Source organism: Desulfatiglans anilini DSM 4660, from assembly GCF_000422285.1.
Lineage (GTDB): Bacteria > Desulfobacterota > DSM-4660 > Desulfatiglandales > Desulfatiglandaceae > Desulfatiglans > Desulfatiglans anilini.
The window spans coordinates 15,173-35,059 of record NZ_AULM01000001.1; the positions used below are offsets into that span (position 1 = coordinate 15,173).

The following is a 19,887-nucleotide window of genomic DNA, read 5'->3' on the forward strand; positions in this document are numbered from 1 at the left end:
AAGCGGTGTGACTGAAGACGCGAAGGGTGTGAAGAAACTGGGACCCGCCCCGAAGGGGCGGGCCTGAGCACCCGAAGGCTGTGAAGAAAAATCTTCATTTCCGAAAGGGAAGCCAGGTTGAACCGGAAAATCATTTGCGAACGGACAATCGTTGGATCGATCCCGACCGGACAGATGTTCCACGTGCAACATGCACCGATGGAAGCGGGATGAGGAGAGACGGCAGGCCGATCAGGGCCGGTGCATAGAAAAGGGCCCGGTGCAGCCGAACCTCAGTCTTTAGCAATGCGGCTTCAAGGCCAGCATCCCCAGAGGCGGGAGGGTGAGAGCGAGCGAATAGGGCTGCCCGTGCCAAGGGTGCGAATCCGCCAGGACCTCCGTTTCCTGTATGAAGCCCGATCCGCCGAACCGCGGATCGTCGGAATCGATCAGAATCCTGTACGGGCCGGGCTTGGGAGCACCGATTCGATATCCGGCCCGCGGCACCGGCGTGAAATTGAAGACAAAAAGCAGCATCTCCTCCGGATCCAGCGCCCGCCGTATAAACGAAACCGCCGCGGCGTCCGCATCCTTGAAATCGATCCACTCGAACCCGGCCGGATCGACGTCCCTCTGGTGAAGCGCCGGTTCCGCGACGTAGAGGCGGTTCAGTTCCCTGACAAACCGCTGCAACCCCCTATGGGGGGCATACTGCAGGAGCTCCCACTGGAGCGCTCCGTCGTGGTCCCATTCTTTGCGCTGCCCGAACTCTCCGCCCATAAAAATGATCTTTTTGCCCGGCTCGGCATACATATACCCGAACAGGAGCCGCAGGTTGGCGAACTTCTGCCAATCATCACCCGGCATCTTTTCAAGGAGCGAGGCCTTTCCGTGCACCACCTCATCATGGGACAAAGGCAGCATGAAATTCTCGTGAAACGCATAGAGCAGGGCAAAGGTCAGGTTGTTCATGTGGTAACGCCGGAAAACGGGGTCCGTCTGCATGAAGCTCAGCATATCGTGCATCCAGCCCATATTCCATTTGAACAGAAACCCGAGCCCTCCCAGATGCACCGGGCGTGTAACCGCCGGCCAGGCCGTGGATTCCTCTGCTATGGTGACAGCCCCCGGAAAGCGCTCATAAAAAAGGGCGTTGAACTCTTTCAGAAAATCGATCGCCTCCAGGTTCTCACGCCCACCGTAGCGATTCGGAATCCATTCCCCTTCCGAACGGGAGTAGTCGAGGTAGAGCATCGAAGCTACGGCGTCCACCCTCAAGCCGTCGAAATGAAAACGATCGAGCCAAAAGAGGGCGTTGGCCACCAGGAAATTACGCACTTCATTGCGGCCGTAGTTGAAGATGAGCGTGTCCCAATCCCGGTGGTGGCCCTTGCGCGGGTCTGCGTGCTCGTATAGGTGCGAGCCATCGAAAAATTCCAGGGCATGAGGATCCTTGGGAAAATGAGCGGGAACCCAATCGAGTAAAACCCCTATCTCCGCCCTGTGGCAAGCATCGACCAGGAACATCAAGTCTTCGGGGGCACCAAAGCGGGAGGTAGCCCCATAATAACCCGTCACCTGATAACCCCACGAACCGTCGAACGGATGTTCGGCCAAGGGGAGAAACTCGATATGGGTAAACCCCATATCTTTGACATAAGGAATGAGCTCATCGGCCAGTTCACGATACGTGAGCCAGCGCCCCCCTTCATCCTCACGCCGCCGCCATGAACCGGCGTGCACCTCGTAGATCGCCATCGGCTGCACGAGGGACTGGCTCCTGGACCGCCTTTCCATCCACGCCTGGTCCGACCAGACGAAACCGCCCAAGTCATGCACCACAGAAGCGGTCTTCGGGCGCTGCTCGAACCGGAAGCCATAGGGGTCGGACTTGAGGAGAAGGACGTTGCCTGCGGTGAGGATCTCGAACTTGTATAGAGCCCCGGAATTCACATGCGGAACGAACAACTCCCAGACGCCTGAGCTCCCCCGGTTCCTCAGCCGGAGCCGCCGCCCATCCCACTGGTTGAAATCCCCTACCAGACCGACCCTTTTGGCCGCCGGCGCCCAGACAGCGAAAAACGTCCCCCTGACGCCCTGATGCTCCATAACCTGGGCACCGAGTCTCATGTAGATATCGTGATGTCTGCCTTCGCTGAAAAGATAGAGATCATACTCGGTCAATACCGGCCAGAAGCCATAGGCATCATAAAAGGTGGACTCCATCCCGCCGGGGAAAACCGCCCTGATCCGATAGGGGTTGAGCGGCTGCCGGCCCGGCGTGACAAGCTCGAAAAAGCCGCGCTTGTCGCGCATCGGGACGTCGATCTTCCCGTTTCCCCAGCCGCCAAGCAGGGCCACCCTTTCCGCACCGGGCATGAGCACCCGGATCGCTACGGCTGGATCAGCGCCGGAACGAACCTCATGGACACCCAGCCAGACAAACGGGTCCGCCACATCGCCATGAATCAGCGACTCCAGTTCCTCCGGGCTCAATCGGCCCTTTTCCCGCACGTTTTTCATCCTGCGCCTTCGTTACGCCCAGCTCACCAGTCCAAACACAAAACGGTTTTCCAGCCGATTCATACTGGGGGTCACCCGCACCGTGTAGCCGAAGCGGCCGGTCCCGTCCGCCGCTATCCGTCCACTATAGACGTAACGATCCTCTTGCGTCTCGGCCACATCCAGCGGAATCGTCTGCCGTTCCGCAAATTCCCCATTATGGTCCAGCTTGCCGTAATAGGCCTCCACCGTAACGTCTTCGGGGCTCAGACTCCCCAGCCGGATACGAGCGGATACCTCGATGAAGTCCCCCACCTTCATCTCCCGTCCATCGGCGGACAAGACCTCTTCCACCGCAACCTCATGCCACCCTGTCATGAGTTTCTGCCGCCAGACCGCCAGGTCTTTCGCCCCGGCAAAATCACTTTCGATGAGTTCGGTATGCCGCTTCGAGCAAGGCACGTAAAACCGGTTCAGGTAGTCCTGCACCATCCGGTGCGCATTGAAAACCGGCACCAGGCGACGCAGGCCCGAGCGCATCTTCTCGACCCAGGCCCTGGGGATACCGTCATCACCCCGGTGGTAAAAAATCGGGATGACCTCCTTTTCAAGCAGGTTGTAGAGATCACGGCTTTCGATGTCGTCCTGGGCTTCGTAATCGGTGTAAACCTCCCCATGCCCTATGGCCCACCCGCTGTCCCGATCGTAGCCCTCATCCCACCAACCATCCAACACGCTCAGATTCAAGGAGCCGTTGGCCAGAGCCTTCATACCGCTGGTTCCACAGGCCTCGAGGGGCCTCCTGGGCGTATTCAACCAGACGTCGCTGCCGGAGACCAGATGCTGGGCGACGTGCATGTTGTAGTCTTCCAGGAAAACGATCCTTTTCCTGAACCGCTCCTGCCGGCTCAGATGGATGATCCGCTTGATGAACTCCTTGCCGGCGTTGTCCTGTGGATGCGCCTTGCCGGCGATGATGACCTGCACGGGCCGCTCGGGGTCGTTGAGGATCCTGGCAAGCCGGTCAGGGTCGCGGAAGAGAAGGGTGGCGCGCTTATACGTAGCAAAACGACGGGCAAATCCGATCGTCAGCGCGTCAGGGGTCAGAATTTCGGCCGTGCGCAGCACCTCCGCCTCCGAGGCGCCCCGCCGCTTCAGCTGCTCCGCCAGGCGGCGGCGGGTGAAACCTACGAGGCGCTCCCGGCTGCGTTCATGGGTCCGCCAAAGCTCCGTAGCCGGAATCTGCTCCACCTGCGACCACACCCGCTCGTTGTCCCGCTCCTCAGGCCAGTTGGGCCCGAAATAACGGTCCAGGAGGAAGCCCATCTCCTCCGAAATCCAGGTCGGGACATGGATCCCGTTGGTGATGTGGTCGATCGGGATGTCTTCGACGGGGTTGTGGGGCCACACGCGCTGCCACATCTGCCGCGCGACCCGCCCATGAAGCCGGCTTACGCCATTGCTGTAAGCAGAAAGCCTCAACGCAAGCGTCGTCATGCCAAAGGGTTCGGCGTTGTCCCGAGGATCCAGGCGCCCGTATCCGAGAAGCACCTTGAAGTTCAATCCCAGCTCTTTCGTGTATTCTTCGAAATAGGCCCGCACGAGCTCCGGATCGAAGACATCGTTTCCTGCAGGCACGGGGGTGTGGGTGGTGAAAACCGAGCTGGCCAGAACTACCTCCCGGGCGGCGTCGAAGGTGAGGCCATGTTCTCTGCGCAGGATGTTGATCCGTTCGAGGGCCGAGAAGGCGGAGTGACCTTCGTTCATGTGGATCACCGTCGGCTCGATCCCCAAGGCCTTCAAGGCCCGTACCCCTCCGATCCCGAGTACGATCTCCTGCCGGATCCGCATTTCCCGGTCACCGCCGTAAAGCTGGGCCGTCGTCTGGCGGACGTCCGGCGGGTTGGTCTCCAGGTTCGTATCCAGCAAATACAGCGGCACACGACCCACGTCCGCGCGCCAGACCGCGACATCCACCGGCTGTCCCTTGAAGTGAACCTTCACGTTGACCGGACGGTTTTCGGCATCGAAAACCCGCTTAATGGGGATATTGCCGAAATCGTTGACAGGGTAGGTCTCCATCTGCCAGCCGTCCGAACTCAGATACTGGCTGAAATATCCTTCCTGGTAAAGCAGACCGATTGCGACCAGTGGCAGATTCAAATCACTCGCGGATTTCAGGTGATCACCGGCCAGGACGCCAAGGCCGCCGGAATAGATGGGCAGACACACCGCCAGACCGAATTCCGCGGAGAAATAAGCGACCTGTACAGGCCCCTCGGCGGAATAGTCCATGGCTTGCACCCGCGGCTGCGAGAGGTATCGTTCGAAGTCTCCGCTCACCCGCTCCAGCTGGGCCACAAACCCCTGATCCCGGGCCAATTCTTCCAGGCGATCCTGACTGACCAAACCCAGCATCAAGACAGGATTCTCGCCGCAGAATCTCCACAACGCAGGATCGATCCGCTGGAAAATCCCTCTGATATCATCCTTCCAGCTGAAACACAGATTATAAGCCAGGCGCCTGAGACTCTCGAGCCTGCCGGGGAAACGAGGAACAACCTGATATTTGATCTTCGGCCGCATCTAATCCCATCCTCATTCCTTAGGTGTCGTTAACATCGCCCGGTTGCACTGCCTCCGGGGAACAAACACTCGGGACAACCTCCGTGCCGAGCGGCAATGGATCCACGCACCGCCTTGCGCACATTCTTGTATACCGGCGAACGGATACCGCAAATGATCCCTTTCGCAGGAGGCTCGTCACCGCATCGCTTTTCCTGTTTGAAAAATCCCTGCTCTCGAGCGGCGGTCCGCCTTGGAACCATGGAGGATGGCCTTGCACGGCAGGCCACAGGCACCGGGATCACAGAGGACCCTCCTCGGATTCGAGCCGAAGCCCCATAAAGGCATCTACGGAACGCCCGACCCCCTGCATTCGTTGGTATTCTAAAGGCAGGACCCCCAAAACGCAAGGCTCTTCCCTCAAAACAATTTTGTTGACTAAAAATTTGCGGGGTGTGTATTATTGTAGTTTTCATCATAGGGGTTTTCGGCTGAGGGAGGACGTGAAAAATCTCACAACGTTCTGTGCCATCCCTTTCACGTTGGTCCACAGCCCTTCGCAGGGAAGCATCTTTACCCGTCTTTGACAGAACCGATCTCCAAACGGGCCGTCAACCTCTCAGGCCAAAGGGGCGCTCGCCGTCCCCAGCTTGCTGAATCGTTCAGGATGTTTTTCCAACATCGTGAACCTGAAAGGCACAGACTGCCAGACAGAAATGTGAGAAAGGAAAAATCATTATGACTGTGACAAAAAAGACTGTTGAAGGAAACGAAGCCGCGGCTCATGTGGCCTACGCTATGAGCGATGTGGCGGCCATTTACCCCATAACCCCTTCGAGCACCATGGGGGAGTACTGTGATGAATGGGCCGCGCACGGGCGCAAGAACATCTTCGGCCAAGTGCTCAAGGTCGTGGAGATGCAGTCGGAAGCCGGCGCCGCCGGCGCCGTTCACGGTGCACTCTCGGCCGGGGCGCTGGCCACGACGTTCACCGCCTCTCAAGGCCTGCTCTTGATGGTCCCCAACATGTACAAGATCGCAGGGGAACTCATGCCCGGCGTCTTTCACGTGTCCGCCCGCGCCGTGGCCACCCATGCCCTGTCCATTTTCGGTGATCATTCGGACATCAACGCCGTCAAACAGACGGGTTTCGCGCTCCTCTCGTCGTCGTCCGTGCAGGGGGTCATGGATCTGGCCCTTATAGCCCATTTGGCCTCGATCCGTTCGAGTGTGCCTTTTCTCCATTTCTTCGACGGCTTCAGGACCTCCATGGAGATCCAGAAGATCGATGTCATCAATTACGCTGACATGGCGAAACTCGTGGACTGGGATGCCATCGAGGAGTTCCGCCGCGGCGCCATGAACCCGGAATACCCCCAGTTGAGAGGGACCGCCCAAAACCCGGATATCTTCTTTCAAAACCGCGAAGCGTGCAATCCCTTCTACCAGCAGGTCCCCTATATCGTCCAGGAAGAGATGGACAAGGTCGCGGACATCACCGGCCGGCATTTCCATCTTTTCGATTACATCGGCGACCCGGAAGCCGACCGGATCATCGTGGCCATGGCCTCGAGCTGCGATGTGATCGAGCAGACGGTCAACTACATGAACAAGCTCGGTGAGCGCGTCGGGCTGGTGAAGGTCCGGCTCTATCTGCCCTTTTCGAGGGAGCATTTCCTGAGGACCGTTCCCGCCACCGTCAACCGGATCGCCGTTCTAGACCGGACGAAATCCCCCGGTGCAATCGGCGAACCTTTGTACCAGGATATCTGCACCGCTTTCTGGGCCGAGAGCAAACGTCCGCTCGTCGTCGGAGGACGCTATGGCCTCGGGAGCAAGGAATTTACTCCCACCATGGTCAAGGCCGTTTTCGACAACCTGAAAGGTCACACCCCCAAGAACCATTTCACGGTGGGCATCAAGGACGACGTCAGCCATACGTCCCTGCCTCTGGAGGAATACGTGGATACCGCTCCCGAGGGGACGGTCCGATGCAAATTCTGGGGTCTGGGCGCTGACGGGACGGTCGGGGCCAACAAGAATGCCATCAAGATCATCGGGGAGAACACGGATCTCTACGCCCAGGCCTATTTCGCCTACGATGCGAAGAAGTCCGGCGGGATCACCGTGAGCCACCTGCGGTTTTCGCCTGAGCGCATCCGCTCTCCGTACCAGTTGACCAAGGCGGATTTCATCGCCTGCCACAACCCTGGTTTCGTCAAGCAGTACGATCTTCTCGAGGGCATCGGGGACGGCGGTTCGTTTCTGCTCAACTCCCCCTGGTCCGCCGAGGAGATGGAAACCCAGCTGCCGAATGACATGAAACGGACAATCGCGCGGAAGAAACTGGATTTTTACAATATCGACGCCGTCAAGATCGCTTCTGAGCTCGGGCTCGGCGGCAGGATCAATATGATCATGCAGGCGGCTTTCTTCAAGATAGCCAACGTCATCCCGCCGGAGGAGGCCTTGGGATACATCAAGGATGCGGTCAAGAAGACTTACGGCAAAAAAGGCGAAAAGGTCGTCCAGATGAACATCGATGCCGTCGACAAGGCGATCGGCGCCCTTCAGAAGATCGATGTTCCAGCATCTTGGGCCAACGCCGGTCAGGAACATTACGAGAAGCGGGATGAACCCGAATTCGTCGAGAAGATCATGCGGCCCATGCTGGCCCAGCAGGGCGACCGGCTGCCGGTGAGCGCCCTGCCGCCCGACGGCGTTTTTCCGACCGCTACGACGCAATACGAAAAAAGAGGCATCGCGATCCTTGTGCCCGAATGGCAACCGGAAAACTGCATCCAATGCAACCAGTGCTCCTTTGTCTGCCCTCATGCCGTCATCCGGCCCCTGCTCGCCCGTCCCGAAGACCTCGAGGACGCGCCAGAGCACTTCGTCACCGTCGAAGCCAAAGGTAAGGAGCTTAAGGGGTACCGCTACCGCATTCAGATCAGTCCGCTCGACTGCACGGGCTGCGGGAACTGTGCCCAGGTCTGTCCCGCCAAAAAGAAGGCCCTGGTCATGAAGCCGCTTGAAACACAAAGGGAGCAGGAGGTTCGGAATCACGCCTTCGCCGACGATCTGCCGAACCCGGGAGAACTCATGCCGGCTACATCCGTCAAAGGCAGCCAGTTCCGCAAACCTCTCTTCGAATTTTCGGGGGCCTGCGCGGGCTGCGGTGAAACCCCTTATCTCAAACTGGTCACCCAGCTGTTCGGCGACCGTATGATGATCGCCAACGCGACGGGCTGCTCCTCGATCTACGGGGGATCCGCCCCGAGCTGCCCCTACACGGTCAACGAGGAAGGCCACGGGCCTGCCTGGGCCAATTCCCTGTTCGAGGACAATGCCGAGTACGGTTTCGGTATGGAACTCGGCGTTTCGCAGCGCCGTGAAAAGCTGGCGGACATTGTCCGGGAGGCCGTAAGCCGCGATATCAACCCTGATTTGAAGGAATCTTTGAAGAACTGGCTGGAAAATATGAATGACGGTGACCAATCCAAGCAGTACGGCCGCGCCGTCATCGAAGGGATCGAGCGCGCCATGCTCGATTCGGAGGAGGAATTCGATCCGATCCTGTTGGAGATCCTGGAGCGCCGCGACTATCTCACCAAGAAATCCATCTGGATCATCGGCGGGGACGGATGGGCCTATGATATCGGCTACGGTGGCCTGGATCACGTCGTCGCCATGGGTCACGATGTCAACCTTCTCGTTCTCGACACCGAGGTCTATTCCAACACGGGCGGGCAGTCTTCGAAGGCGACGCCCACCGCCGCCGTCGCCAAATTCGCCGCCGGGGGAAAACCCTTACGCAAAAAAGACCTCGGCCGGATGGTCATGACCTATGGCTATGTCTATGTGGCTTCGGTCGCTATGGGCGCCAACAAGAACCAACTGCTCAAGGCCGTGCTCGAGGCCGAATCCTACCAGGGCCCCTCGCTCATCATCGCCTATTCTCCCTGCATCAACCACGGCATCAATATGGGACTGAGCCAGGAGGAAGAAAAGAAGGCCGTAGAAACCGGATACTGGCCCCTTTACCGGTTCGACCCCCGTCTGAAGGAGGAGGGCAAGAATCCCTTTATCCTAGATTCCAAGGATCCCGAAGGCGACTTCAAGGCGTTCCTGATGGGTGAGGTTCGTTATTCGAGCCTTATGCGGACATTCCCCGAAAACGCGGAAAAACTTTTCGAGAAGGCTGAAGAGGATATGAGGGACCGGTACGAGGCCCTCAAAAAGATGGCCGCCGAAGTCTGTTCTTAAGACAGCGTTCTGAAGAGTCTACTCGGCACAGGTTCCCTGCCACTTCTCAAACGGCTGGGGGCCTGTGCTTTTCAGTCTTTCAAGCTCGCTGTGGCAGGTCAGGTCGTACTGGATCGGGGTAATGGTAATGTAGTTGTTCTTCAACGCCATGCCATCCGTATCGGGATTCCCGCTCTCTACCGGCGTTTCGCCCGTCAGCCAGTAATATGTATGCCCCCGTGGATCGGTTCGTTTTTCGAAACGCTCGATGAACCTCGAAACCCCCTGCCGAGTCAAAACCACTCCTCTGATTTGCGCCTCGGGAACAGCCGGTATATTGACGTTGAGCGCTGTCCCGACACGCAGCTCCGCACCTCGAAGAAACCCGATGACCCGCCGGCTGAATCTCGCCGCAAACCGATAATCCGGATTTCTGAGCGTCGCCAGGGAAAAAGCGGCCGACGGCACACCAAGGAAAGCCCCTTCGGTCGCAGCTGAAACCGTCCCGGAATAGAGGACGTTGACCCCAACGTTGGCGCCGAGATTGATTCCCGAAAGGACCACATCCGGAGGACGTTCCAACAACTCCTGAATGGCAATCTTGACGCAATCGGCAGGCGTGCCGTTCACCGCGTAGCCATAAAAGCGCCGTGCCTTGCGGATACGCCGGACCCGGAGCGGCGTTGACAGGGTTATGGCATGCCCTACAGCGCTCATCTCGACCTCCGGAGCGACGATGGTCAGGTCGAAATCCCGCTTGAGCGATTCATGCAGGGCGTAGAGGCCCGGGGCGTGAATCCCGTCATCATTCGTCAATAGGACGTGAAGACGCGGACCGTTCATGAGGAACTCCTTCTTATCTATTTTATTGCTTCTCCTGTCCCGCTTCTGTATTCTTTGTATGAATAGAGTAAAATAGATTCGGCTTTCGGACCAAACCGACTATATGTAGCGCTCCAAATTATAAAAGTCAAATCGCGGGGGGCAGGAATGCGCCACATCGAGGCACAGGCTGTCACTGAAGCAGTCAAGGCTGCGGTCGTCAAGGCCAATTATGAGCTCGGGGAAGACGTGATACAGTCGTTCGAAAAAGCGCGTATCGATGAAGAATCCCCGGTAGGCCGTGAAATCCTCGAACGGTTGATTGAAAACGCCCGGATCGCCCGCACCGAGCGGATCCCGATCTGCCAGGACACCGGCCTGGTTGTCGTGTTTGCAGACGTCGGGCAGGAAGTGGTCGTGTCGAACGGCGGTTTTGCAGAGGCCGTTGAACAGGGCGTCAGGGACGGGTACGAGGAGGGATACCTGCGGAAGAGCGTCTGCCATCCTTTTACGCGCAAGAATACCGGCGACAATACCCCGGTGATCATCCACTTCAATCTGGTGAAAGGTTCCGGGATTCGGATGTGGGTGGTGCCTAAGGGAGGCGGCAGTGAGAATATGAGTCGTCTGTTTATGCTACCGCCATCCGCCGGCTGGACCGGCGTGAAAGAAAAGATCGTCCTGACGGTTGAAGAGGCCGGCCCCAATCCTTGTCCCCCGACTATCGTGGGGGTAGGGATAGGCGGCAACTTCGAGCAAAGCGCACTTATGGCGAAGAGATCTCTTCTCCGCCCTCTGGGGGAACCCAACCCCGACGACGAGTTGGCCAGGATGGAGCAAGAGGTCCTGGAGGCCATCAACCGGACCGGCGTCGGGCCTCAAGGGCTTGGTGGACGGATCACTTCTCTGGCAGTGCACATCCTCATGATGCCTTGCCATATCGCGAGTCTGCCACTCGCCGTCAATATTCAATGCCACGCGAGCCGTCACCTGGAGGTCACCCTTTAACAACAGGAGCTGCCCATGGATCGATCCATCCATCTCAAAACTCCCCTGACAGCCTCCGATGTCGCTGCCCTTCGGGCGGGTGACCGGGTCATCCTGAGCGGTGTTCTCTACACGGCAAGAGACGCAGCCCACAGACGCCTGATCGACTTGATCGAAGCGAAAGAACCCCTTCCCATTCCATTGACAGGCCAGGTGCTCTATTATGTTGGGCCTTCGCCGGCACCCCCGGGGCGTCCTATCGGGGCGGCCGGCCCTACCACAAGTTACCGGATGGACCCCTACACACCACAGCTCCTGGAAAAAGGTTTGAAAGGCATCATTGGAAAGGGAAAACGGTCAGAGGCCGTCAAACAGGCCCTGATGACCTATGGCGCTGTCTATTTTGCAGCGATCGGCGGGGCGGGAGCGCTGATGTCCCAATCTATCCGCAAGGCGACCGTCGTTGCTTATCACGACCTCGGCCCGGAGGCCATTCGTGAACTGTACGTGGAAGGAATGCCTTTGGTCGTAGTGAACGATACGGAGGGAAACGATCTTTACGAAGAAGGCCGCAAGGCTTATCGCATTGCCTGAAACATCCCCACCCGGCAGCAATTCCGTGACGGTCCATCGATTCCGGGTGTGATGGATGGCGTATAGTACGTTAACAAGACACCCTTAAAGGCTCTTTTCCCCTTCAGAGCCAGTTTAGCGGATTCTGAGCTTTTTCAAAGGAAAACACCACTCCCTGGAAAGAATCAGATGAAAAAGGGTTTGCGGTCCCCATGGTTGACCATTCTTGCCCTGCTGGTGATAGGGCTTGGAGTCGGATACTATTTTTACTCGCACCAGCGACTCCCCAACCAGCATCGCGCCGTGATCGAGACGGCCGTGCAGGAGGAACAACCGCCTACGGAGGCGAAGCCGGAACAAGCCTCGGGTCCCGAGGAACGGGCAACGCCAGACGAACCCGGCGATGAGACCCCTGAATCACCGGAAACACAGAAGCCTCCGGCCGGCGATCCGGAGCCGGACCCCTGTGATATCCTGTTTTCACGCTTGCAGAATTATTGTGAATATCTCAACGGGACGCAATACTTTCAGCGCTTGAGTCCACAGACCGATGCCTACGAGCGTTTCCAAGCCGTCCTCAAGCAACTGGCGGACCACCCCCCTGTGCCTGCCGGAGAAACCGGCAATCCACGGATTTTACTTGCCAATCTGTATCATTTCTTCAGGACTCTCAAGGCCCAGGACTTGCGCCTCGCGAAGGAGATCCTGGCAAACGAACCGGATAGCATCGAAGACACGTTCGATATGCTGTTCAGTTGGCTGATGTTGGATCCGCCTTGCGGAGACCCGGACGGCATCAGACCCCCTTTCGAAGCGACCTATACCTATGCGGTGTTCTTTGTCAACACGGTGGGAGGAAGAGCCTATCTTTTCCGGCGCCCGCCCAGCGTTCGGCTGGTTGTCCAGTATTATGCGCTCATGGTGATTTATGAAGCCGATCAAAGAAAGGCCAACTCATTTGGTGTGGATCTTCTGCCCTTGCTCGCACCTCTTCGCAATGAGATCAGCCGTTTTAACGATTTGATTTTCCAGCAGCAATACCTGACAAACCTGGATCGTATCGAATACGAATATCAGCGCTTACGATAGCTTGTGCCCCCTGAATCCGAGGGTGCGCAGGCTTTTACCATTGACCTTCGACATCCGCTTCGTCCGCCACAGGCAAACGCCCATCCAGATAAGCCTGAACAGCTTTTCTGACCGTACCCTCGGCCTCTGCGTTGTTGGCTACAAGGACGTGCCCGGCCTTGAGTGCCTTGAAGGCGTTCGGACCGCAGTGCCCGGTCAGCAGGACATCCACGCCCTTCCCGCCGATGTTTGCGGCGGCCTGGATACCGGCCCCTTTCAGGGCGTTCAGGTTTTCGCTGTTGTCCAGCACCTCGACTTCCCATGTATCGGAATCCACGATCAGGATGTAGGACGCCCGCCCGAACCTGGGATCCACATCGGCATCCAGATCCCTTCCTCTCGCACTCACAGCAATTTTCATCTTCAGAGCCTCCGCATCGGCAGGGATATCAGCCGACTGCGCCCGTTTCGACGGCCTTTTCCTCATACTCTTTGATGGCTTTCTGCAGCGTTTTCAAAGCCAGTCGCGCACAATGCACCTTTTGATCCGGAAGCTTTTCCAATTCCTTGTAAAGCGTGTCGAGGTCCAGCTTTGCAGCCTCATCCAATCGCTTTCCTTTCGCCAAACCGGTCAAGGCGCATCCCGATGCAACAGCCCCGGGGCAGCCAAGGATCTGTATCTTGGCATCTCGAATCACACCCTCCTCGATTTTGAGGGTAAGCTTCATCGAATCGCCGCAAGGTCCCGTCAGGTCCGTCACCTGGTCGGCCTCTTCCAAAATGCCCATATTGGCCTGAGTTCTGAAATATTCAATAGCCTTGTCGGAATAACCGGATTCCGAAAGCATTTTGTAGACATCATCTGTCAGTGTCTTGTTTTCCATGTCCCCCAAATCCTCTTTTTCGTTGGACTGCCAGCTAGCGGCCGCCGCCGCCGCCGCACACCTGATCCTCACCGATGAGAGGCAGCCGGCCGGCGATCAGATCCTCAACTACGGGCCTGATGGCAGGTCTTTCCACGTCGTAATACACCTCGATTCCCATCTGCCTGAAACCCATCAGCGGGCGCATGCCTATCCCCCCGACGATGAGTGCATTCACCCCATGCTCGGCCAGCAAGTTGACGGGGACCATACATCCACCCTGCACGTGGGATTGATTGGGGACGGTGGCCACTTCTTTAATCCGCCCCTCCTCGACATCGATCAGCGTGAACACATCGCAATGACCGAAATGTCCGGATCGCTGACCATCCATTCCCCCGGAACCCATTGACGGAACGGCAATTCTTCCTTTCTCCATACCCAAAAACCTCCTCAGGCATTTCCTTTTAAAACGGCGTCTATCAGCCGATCATAGGCGTGGTTGACTTCCAATTCATCCATGGCAAGGAGCGCATCCAACTTCCCGTTATCGGCCAGCTCAACCATCTTCGGCTCGATGGGGATCTGACCGAGAAGAGGCACCTTCATCGTCTTGCTCAGTCGCTCGCCTCCGCCCTCTCCGAAAAGATTGATCTTTTTTCCACAATGCGGGCAATTGAAGCCGCTCATATTTTCGACGACACCAAGGATCTTCATCCCAACCTGACGGCAGAAATTAATCGATTTTCGCACATCCGCCAAGCTGATCTCCTGGGGTGTAGTCACAACGAGCGCCTCGGCCTCCGGAATCGTCTGCGCGACCGTGAGCGGTTCGTCACCGGTGCCCGGCGGAGAGTCGGCAATCAGAAAATCCAGCTCCCCCCAGGTAATATCCGATATGAACTGCCGTATAGCGCTGATTTTGAGCGGACCGCGCCAGATGACCGCCGCGTCCCGATCCCCCACTAACATCTCCAGAGACGCCACCCGCAGATTTTCAGAGAAGGCGCAAGGTCGGACGACACCCTCGCCCTCCATTTCAAATCCCCCCTGTAGGTCCATCAAGTGAGGGATGCTCGGCCCGTGGAGATCTACGTCCAAAAGGCCGACGCGATGCCCCCGGGCACTCAGGCGGAGGGCCAGATAGGCGGCGACCGTACTTTTTCCTACGCCCCCCTTGCCGCTCATCACGAGGATCTTTCTGCCGATTTTTCGCAGGTTCTCCCCGATCAACCGGTCCTGCTCCAACCGTTCGAAATCAGCAGGGGTGCTTGGTTTATCATCGTTGCTCAAAGAGTTCAAATCATCTCCTCTCGCTTCCAGGTCAAATCAGGCGTCCAATCGTGGATGGCCGCGCTTACGCCGCCCTGCCTGCGTGGATGCCCCGATCGGTCATCAGAAAAGAGCGCCCGCGGCCGACGGCCAAAAAAGAGAACCTCTCCATTCCTCGTCCGCAGACCAGGAATGGAGAGGCTCTTCTCTGAGCCAGAAACCTGATGGGTTTTCAGCCGGGAATGGCTTTTTGCCCATCTCGTCGTCAATCTATACGCTTGCCTGTGCCGGCGAATTCCAAGGCATCGCCCGCTCGCAACCGCTGGTGCAAAACCACCTTCTTCAGGCGGGATACGCTGAAATCTCATCCAGCCTGAAAATCACTCCTAGATCTCAAGCCAAGAATCAGAATACAGCGAGTGACCCAGAATGACTCTCGCAGTCTTCACGTAATCCTGAAGCTCTTTCGAGAGGCTGTTCATGTCAATGTTTTCCTCGTCCATGACCTTGTGGATGACTTCCACGATATCAGGGCGCTTTCCACGGGCGATCGCGACCAGACCGTCATCGTATGCATCGGCGATACAGGAGTACATGCCTTTCCGCTCGAGCATAACCATATAAGTCTGGTTCAGGATCGGCCGCAGGTGATCCGGCGGCCCGTTGGAAACATTCGAAAGCCCACAAGTCGACTTGCATCCCGGAGCGATATCCTGAAGCATTTCCTGGAAGGCCAAAAGGCTCATCAACTGAGGCTGCTGGATGTTGACGGGCGTCACAATGCCATCCACAAAAATATCTTCGTTCGGCACACCAGCCTCGTTGGCGGCATAGATCAATTCGACTGCTAGAGCGGCCCGCTCGTTCTCATCCCGAGGCAACCCATCAGGCCCCCACATCAAGGCGATCATGTTAGCCTTGTATTTAACGGCCAGAGGAATCATCTTCTCGTAACGCTCGGCCCGGCACATGATGGAATTGATGATCGCCTTGCCTTTGTGCGCCGCCAATCCGGCTTCCATAGCCTCGACGTTGGACGTGTCCAGACACAGGGGAGGGCTGTCTCCAATGGCGTCCTGAACTGTCTTGACAACAAACTCCATCAGTTCGGGGCCACCTTTCCTGGCAGGACCCAGATTGATATCGATCCAGTCCATGCCTTTTTCCTTCTGCCGCATCGCTTCCTCGACGATCGGACGCGGGTCTTTTTCCTTGAAGGCTTTCCCGATCTGGCGGTTGATGACGTTCAGGTTTTCTCCAATCAATAACATTGGTCTACTCCGTCGTTTGAGATTAGAAACAAAGCCGGTTCGTGCCTTACTTAGCCATTTCCTTCAGGAACTTAGGAATCAGGGAAGCGTCCCGGGGTCCAATCAGAATCTCCCAGCCGGGCAGCTCTTCTTCCATATCCCCGCTGATGGAAGCCGCATAACCTGGAATGATGATCTTCTTGTGTTTCACCTTGTCCGCAATACCGCACTTCTTGACGAACATCCCCACGGCATCCCCGGAGAATTTGCCTGCAGCCCAAGCGGTCATGACGGACAAGCCTTCGGTATCCATAATCAGCAGCCAGCTGGGAACCCGGCTTCCTTCGATCTCGCCGCTGACAATAAAGTACGTCAGCGAAAAATTGGTCGTGATCAGAACTGGAGAGTTCTCATCGGGCGAACCAATCTCGTAGATCCCCTGGGTAACCGTCATCGGCCGCTGCGGGTCGGTATAGATATTGAGGCGCTCGAGCAGCAGCGGGAAGAGGCTCGCGCCCGTGAAGTCCGAAAGCACGACGATGCCCGCATACTTGGCGATCAAAAGCGCACCGAACAGGGTCTCCATATGGAGATTGCCGGCCATCTCACAGGGAAAAGCGATCGTCGGAAAACCAAGCGACCGGTTCCCGGCCTTGAGCGCAGCCCTCCGGATCGCCACCTGGTCCTGCAAAACCTGTTTGGATTCCCGTGCACCGGAATCGAGAACCAGGTCCTTCAGGCCCATGCCAGTCAGTTTGTTGGTCAGGCTGATCAGGCCGTCTACATTCTCGGCCTTGACAGCCAACGGAAGGCTCTTTTCCTTCGCAAGAGCCCCCATGGCGTCTGCGTTCTCAGCTGTGGCGGCATAGAGAAGGGGCTTCTTGAAGCCGCAGGCATCAACGCCGGCCTTCATGACATCCTCTTTTTCCGTCATGAGGATGAGGTTGAACTCGCTTTCTTCGGCGATCTTCTTTGCTGCAGCCGCGAAGGCGCCGGCATCGCCGTTCACGTCCTTCAGGGCCACCAGTTCGGGTCTGAGGTTCAAACCAACACGTTCATACTGGAGGGCATTCCAGGCCTTGAGCTTGGTATCCAGCGCGGCGGCATCGATATCGGACGGAACCAGCGCGGCAAGGGCGGTTGGATTATAAAAGGTTTTTTCGTGCCTGAACATAACGGTCTCGCCGCCCGTCTTGAAGGCACGAACGCCGGCGCCGATCGCCACCGGCCGAATCGGAGGTGCGGAGGCCTCGGCCAACTGCTCTCGCGCCTCATCGGACACGTAAGGGCAGGCGTCCAGTTCCGCCTTGCCTGAGGCCAGATTCATGGCAAAGGCAAGGCATGTAGGGACCCCGCATTCTCCACAATTGGTCTTCGGCAACAACTTGAATATCTGAATTCCAGTTAATCCCATGATTTTCTCCTGATCACGATTGAGAGGGCCAGGGCCGCGGCGCGGCCCTGGCACCGGGTTGTTTAGATATAGCCAATCATTGACTAGCCGACGATGGGCTCCATCTTCAATGCCGGATGGTCCTTCTCTTTCAGGAAGGGCATGATCTCATCTTCGGTGATCCCGACCGTTTCATCCGCAATCCTGTCCACCAGATCGGGAATTCCCAACTCTTCGCCGCGTTTCACCAGCCGGTCGCGAATCTCTTCCTTGAGCGACTTGGGCAGCCACACGATTCTTTGCAGTCCGCCGTCCCCGACAATGAACTTCCGCTGCGTGATGTTGTACTTGGAATGTCCGACGAACCCCGGCGAAGACTGACCGCCGCCCATGACACCAGCGAGGGTCGTAAATTTCATTCCGCACGGCGTCTCGCCCGTGTAGTCGCGGTGCACCGTCATGACGCCGTTGCAGCCGGGCAATACCGCCGCAATACACTCGCAGCAGCCGCAAGTCGTCATCGGATCATTGACCAGGCTGTAAAAGTTGTAATGGGTGATGGCCTGGCGGGAAGCCTTGAATACGAAATCGTTGACGCCCTTCCACTGTCCCAGTTTCGGGTCGATGCATTCGCCCTTCTCGACAGGCTGGTTGGGTCCGGTAGGGTTGATCTCAAAGGACGCTTTGCAGTCCATCCAGTTGTATGCGCCGCAAAGGCCGGTCCGTTCGGGGCTGACCATGCAGACATGGCTCGGAGCAAAAGACTGGCAGAGGGTGCAGGAGTAATACGTCTCGACACTCTCGTCCGTCATCTTCTCGACGCGGTCATCACGGAGCTTGTATTCCTTGCGAGCCCGCTCGGTCAGTTTGTCGACGTCTTCCTTTTTCGTATAAAGGGTTACAGCGACCTTATCGAGGATGCTGCCGAAATCCTGATGCAGTTTCGCGTGCAGGATCTTGCCGATATCCTTGATGGTGAAGCCCTTTTCGACCGCCTGCTGGCCGACGCGGACCCAGGAGATGTCCCTCTGTCCGATATGCATGATGCCTTGGGCGTAGTTGATCAGATGGTGAATCTGCCGCTCCAGAATGGGCTCGAAATCGGGCTGCATCTTGCGGCCCGCGACCTGGACGTAAATGCCGAGGGGCAGACGGTCGCCCTTCTTGATGTCAGTGACGTCGGGCCCGATGACATCGACGTGTCCATCCTCGATCTCGTTCATCTCAGCCATCTTGACGAGCTCGGTGCACTGGGTCTTACCGCCGCCCATCTCGAGGTACAGATCATCCTTCCGGACGCGTTCCCCCTCGAAGGCAGGGCCGTAAGCCAGCGGGATGTCGATCTTCGAGATCGTGACCTTCAGACCGCGGACTTCGATGGACTTCTGGCTCATCTCTTCGATCGGCACATTCGCCACGACGTGCTCGTACGTACACACGCCGGTCGGGAGGATTTCAGGAATGTCCGTATCGGCCAGCGTGGGGAAGCCCCAGTTGACGCATCCAGCGGCATTGGCGGCCCACTCCGCATTCACTTCGCCTAGGGCATTGACGAACGCGAAAACGCGGTTCTTCTGATAGGCCAGCATCTTCTTGTAGTCGCCAGGCTGGATACCGCCAAAAGACATCCCGGCGCGGTTCGCGAAACCGAGCGCGAAGACGGCCGCGGAGATGTCCGGACCAAACGGAACCAGACGGGTGTTCCACCCGATCTGGACGCCTTCCTGGATCAGCTGTTCAGCGAAGGTAGTCCCGTTCTGGTTGGCCGCCATAAACACATAGATGCTCTTGAGCTGATATTCTTCTGCAAGCTTCTTGGCCATCGCCGAATCGGGGGCGGCGCCCACGATGGCTGCAAAGCCGGGGGCTGTTCCATCAACGAATTCGACGCCGCGCTTTCGCATGATCGCATCGTCCGCAGCCCCAAGCCAGATCTTCCCGTTTTCGACATCCGGGTCTTCGACCTCGGGCTGATAGAAGCCGGGGTCTTCGACATAGCGGATCGCCTCGGAGATCTCCTCGGCGAACAGGGCGGCCATGCCGGCGTCCAGCAGGGGTCCGAGGTAGGGCAGATGGCAGTCCTTCTTCACGTGGGGGGGCAGAAGCTTGCGCGCAAACTCCAGCGGCCTCTTGGCTGAATCCAGGTCGGTCACTTTGATGCCGGTCAAGGAGTAGATGATCGGCAGGAAGTAGGCCGTGTTGGGAAACTCGAGTTTCTGGCTGCCGCCATAGGTCTCCAGGGCCCTCTTATACTTCCCTTCAGCCTTGGAAACGATGTTGTAGGCACCTTGGATTGCTGCAAATGCTACTAACTTAGACATAAGAACTTCCTCCCTTCTTAAGAGGCATTATTTCAGTTCGCGTTCGA

14 protein-coding genes are annotated in these 19,887 nt (G+C 57.5%); 4 read left to right on the forward strand and 10 right to left on the reverse strand.

What is annotated here, in order from left to right; translation table 11 throughout:
* Window positions 1–279 precede the first annotated feature (279 nt).
* Window positions 280–2,502 (reverse strand): 1,4-alpha-glucan branching protein GlgB, encoded by a 2,223-nt coding sequence (glgB, locus tag H567_RS0100080; protein ID WP_035252920.1) that lies wholly within the window; start codon window positions 2,500–2,502, stop codon window positions 280–282.
* A gap of 12 nt (window positions 2,503–2,514) precedes the next feature.
* The gene (glgP, locus tag H567_RS0100085; RefSeq protein ID WP_028319818.1) at window positions 2,515–5,067 is read right to left on the reverse strand and encodes an alpha-glucan family phosphorylase; all 2,553 of its coding nucleotides are present in this window, start codon (window positions 5,065–5,067) and stop codon (window positions 2,515–2,517) included.
* A gap of 717 nt (window positions 5,068–5,784) precedes the next feature.
* On the opposite strand from glgP, the gene nifJ reads away from it, so the two are divergent.
* Window positions 5,785–9,312, forward strand: coding sequence for a pyruvate:ferredoxin (flavodoxin) oxidoreductase (gene nifJ, locus H567_RS0100090; RefSeq protein ID WP_028319819.1), 3,528 nt, complete (start codon window positions 5,785–5,787; stop codon window positions 9,310–9,312).
* 18 nt (window positions 9,313–9,330) lie between these two features.
* Here the strand turns inward: nifJ and surE are convergent, their stop codons facing one another.
* A complete protein-coding gene (surE, locus tag H567_RS22215) occupies window positions 9,331–10,134 on the reverse strand; it encodes a 5'/3'-nucleotidase SurE (RefSeq protein ID WP_051184332.1) in 804 nt (267 codons plus the stop codon).
* 147 nt (window positions 10,135–10,281) lie between these two features.
* On the opposite strand from surE, the gene H567_RS0100100 reads away from it, so the two are divergent.
* From H567_RS0100100 to H567_RS0100110, 3 genes are all read left to right on the forward strand, one after another.
* Complete coding sequence (locus H567_RS0100100; RefSeq protein ID WP_028319820.1) at window positions 10,282–11,121, forward strand: fumarate hydratase; 840 nt, start codon at window positions 10,282–10,284, stop codon at window positions 11,119–11,121.
* A 15-nt stretch (window positions 11,122–11,136) separates the two neighbouring features.
* Window positions 11,137–11,694, forward strand: coding sequence for a Fe-S-containing hydro-lyase (locus H567_RS0100105; RefSeq protein WP_028319821.1), 558 nt, complete (start codon window positions 11,137–11,139; stop codon window positions 11,692–11,694).
* 195 nt (window positions 11,695–11,889) lie between these two features.
* Window positions 11,890–12,762 carry a hypothetical protein gene (locus H567_RS0100110; protein WP_153305991.1) on the forward strand — a complete coding sequence of 291 codons (873 nt, stop codon included), beginning with the start codon at window positions 11,890–11,892 and terminating at the stop codon, window positions 12,760–12,762.
* Window positions 12,763–12,796: 34 nt separating this feature from the next.
* On the opposite strand, the gene H567_RS0100115 is transcribed toward H567_RS0100110, so the two are convergent.
* The 7 genes from H567_RS0100115 to acsB all read right to left on the reverse strand — a co-directional run bounded on the left by H567_RS0100115 (window position 12,797) and on the right by acsB (window position 19,840).
* On the reverse strand, window positions 12,797–13,162 hold the full coding sequence (locus H567_RS0100115) for a NifB/NifX family molybdenum-iron cluster-binding protein (RefSeq protein WP_028319823.1): 366 nt from the start codon (window positions 13,160–13,162) through the stop codon (window positions 12,797–12,799).
* Between the two features lie 28 nt (window positions 13,163–13,190).
* Window positions 13,191–13,625 carry an iron-sulfur cluster assembly scaffold protein gene (locus tag H567_RS0100120; RefSeq protein ID WP_028319824.1) on the reverse strand — a complete coding sequence of 145 codons (435 nt, stop codon included), beginning with the start codon at window positions 13,623–13,625 and terminating at the stop codon, window positions 13,191–13,193.
* A gap of 34 nt (window positions 13,626–13,659) precedes the next feature.
* Window positions 13,660–14,043: a NifB/NifX family molybdenum-iron cluster-binding protein gene (locus tag H567_RS0100125; RefSeq protein ID WP_028319825.1), complete on the reverse strand. Its 384-nt coding sequence runs from the start codon at window positions 14,041–14,043 to the stop codon at window positions 13,660–13,662.
* Between the two features lie 14 nt (window positions 14,044–14,057).
* Window positions 14,058–14,897 carry an Mrp/NBP35 family ATP-binding protein gene (locus H567_RS0100130; protein ID WP_035253043.1) on the reverse strand — a complete coding sequence of 280 codons (840 nt, stop codon included), beginning with the start codon at window positions 14,895–14,897 and terminating at the stop codon, window positions 14,058–14,060.
* 365 nt (window positions 14,898–15,262) lie between these two features.
* Window positions 15,263–16,147 carry a dihydropteroate synthase gene (locus tag H567_RS0100140; protein ID WP_028319827.1) on the reverse strand — a complete coding sequence of 295 codons (885 nt, stop codon included), beginning with the start codon at window positions 16,145–16,147 and terminating at the stop codon, window positions 15,263–15,265.
* 46 nt (window positions 16,148–16,193) lie between these two features.
* Window positions 16,194–17,540: an acetyl-CoA decarbonylase/synthase complex subunit gamma gene (gene acsC, locus H567_RS0100145; protein WP_028319828.1), complete on the reverse strand. Its 1,347-nt coding sequence runs from the start codon at window positions 17,538–17,540 to the stop codon at window positions 16,194–16,196.
* Between the two features lie 83 nt (window positions 17,541–17,623).
* Window positions 17,624–19,840: an acetyl-CoA decarbonylase/synthase complex subunit alpha/beta gene (gene acsB / locus H567_RS0100150; RefSeq protein WP_028319829.1), complete on the reverse strand. Its 2,217-nt coding sequence runs from the start codon at window positions 19,838–19,840 to the stop codon at window positions 17,624–17,626.
* Between the last annotated feature and the right edge of the window lie 47 nt (window positions 19,841–19,887).

Bases quoted from the DNA above. Each gene is read 5' to 3' on its own strand.
- H567_RS0100100 (WP_028319820.1), top strand. From the start codon at position 10,282: ATGCGCCACATCGAGGCACAGGCTGTCACTGAAGCAGTCAAGGCTGCG.
- H567_RS0100140 (WP_028319827.1), bottom strand. From the start codon at position 16,147: ATGTTATTGATTGGAGAAAACCTGAACGTCATCAACCGCCAGATCGGG.
- H567_RS0100105 (WP_028319821.1), top strand. From the start codon at position 11,137: ATGGATCGATCCATCCATCTCAAAACTCCCCTGACAGCCTCCGATGTC.
- acsB (WP_028319829.1), bottom strand. From the start codon at position 19,840: ATGTCTAAGTTAGTAGCATTTGCAGCAATCCAAGGTGCCTACAACATC.
- H567_RS0100115 (WP_028319823.1), bottom strand. From the start codon at position 13,162: ATGAAAATTGCTGTGAGTGCGAGAGGAAGGGATCTGGATGCCGATGTG.
- H567_RS0100125 (WP_028319825.1), bottom strand. From the start codon at position 14,043: ATGGAGAAAGGAAGAATTGCCGTTCCGTCAATGGGTTCCGGGGGAATG.
- acsC (WP_028319828.1), bottom strand. From the start codon at position 17,540: ATGGGATTAACTGGAATTCAGATATTCAAGTTGTTGCCGAAGACCAAT.
- H567_RS0100120 (WP_028319824.1), bottom strand. From the start codon at position 13,625: ATGGAAAACAAGACACTGACAGATGATGTCTACAAAATGCTTTCGGAA.
- surE (WP_051184332.1), bottom strand. From the start codon at position 10,134: ATGAACGGTCCGCGTCTTCACGTCCTATTGACGAATGATGACGGGATT.
- nifJ (WP_028319819.1), top strand. From the start codon at position 5,785: ATGACTGTGACAAAAAAGACTGTTGAAGGAAACGAAGCCGCGGCTCAT.
- glgP (WP_028319818.1), bottom strand. From the start codon at position 5,067: ATGCGGCCGAAGATCAAATATCAGGTTGTTCCTCGTTTCCCCGGCAGG.
- glgB (WP_035252920.1), bottom strand. From the start codon at position 2,502: ATGAAAAACGTGCGGGAAAAGGGCCGATTGAGCCCGGAGGAACTGGAG.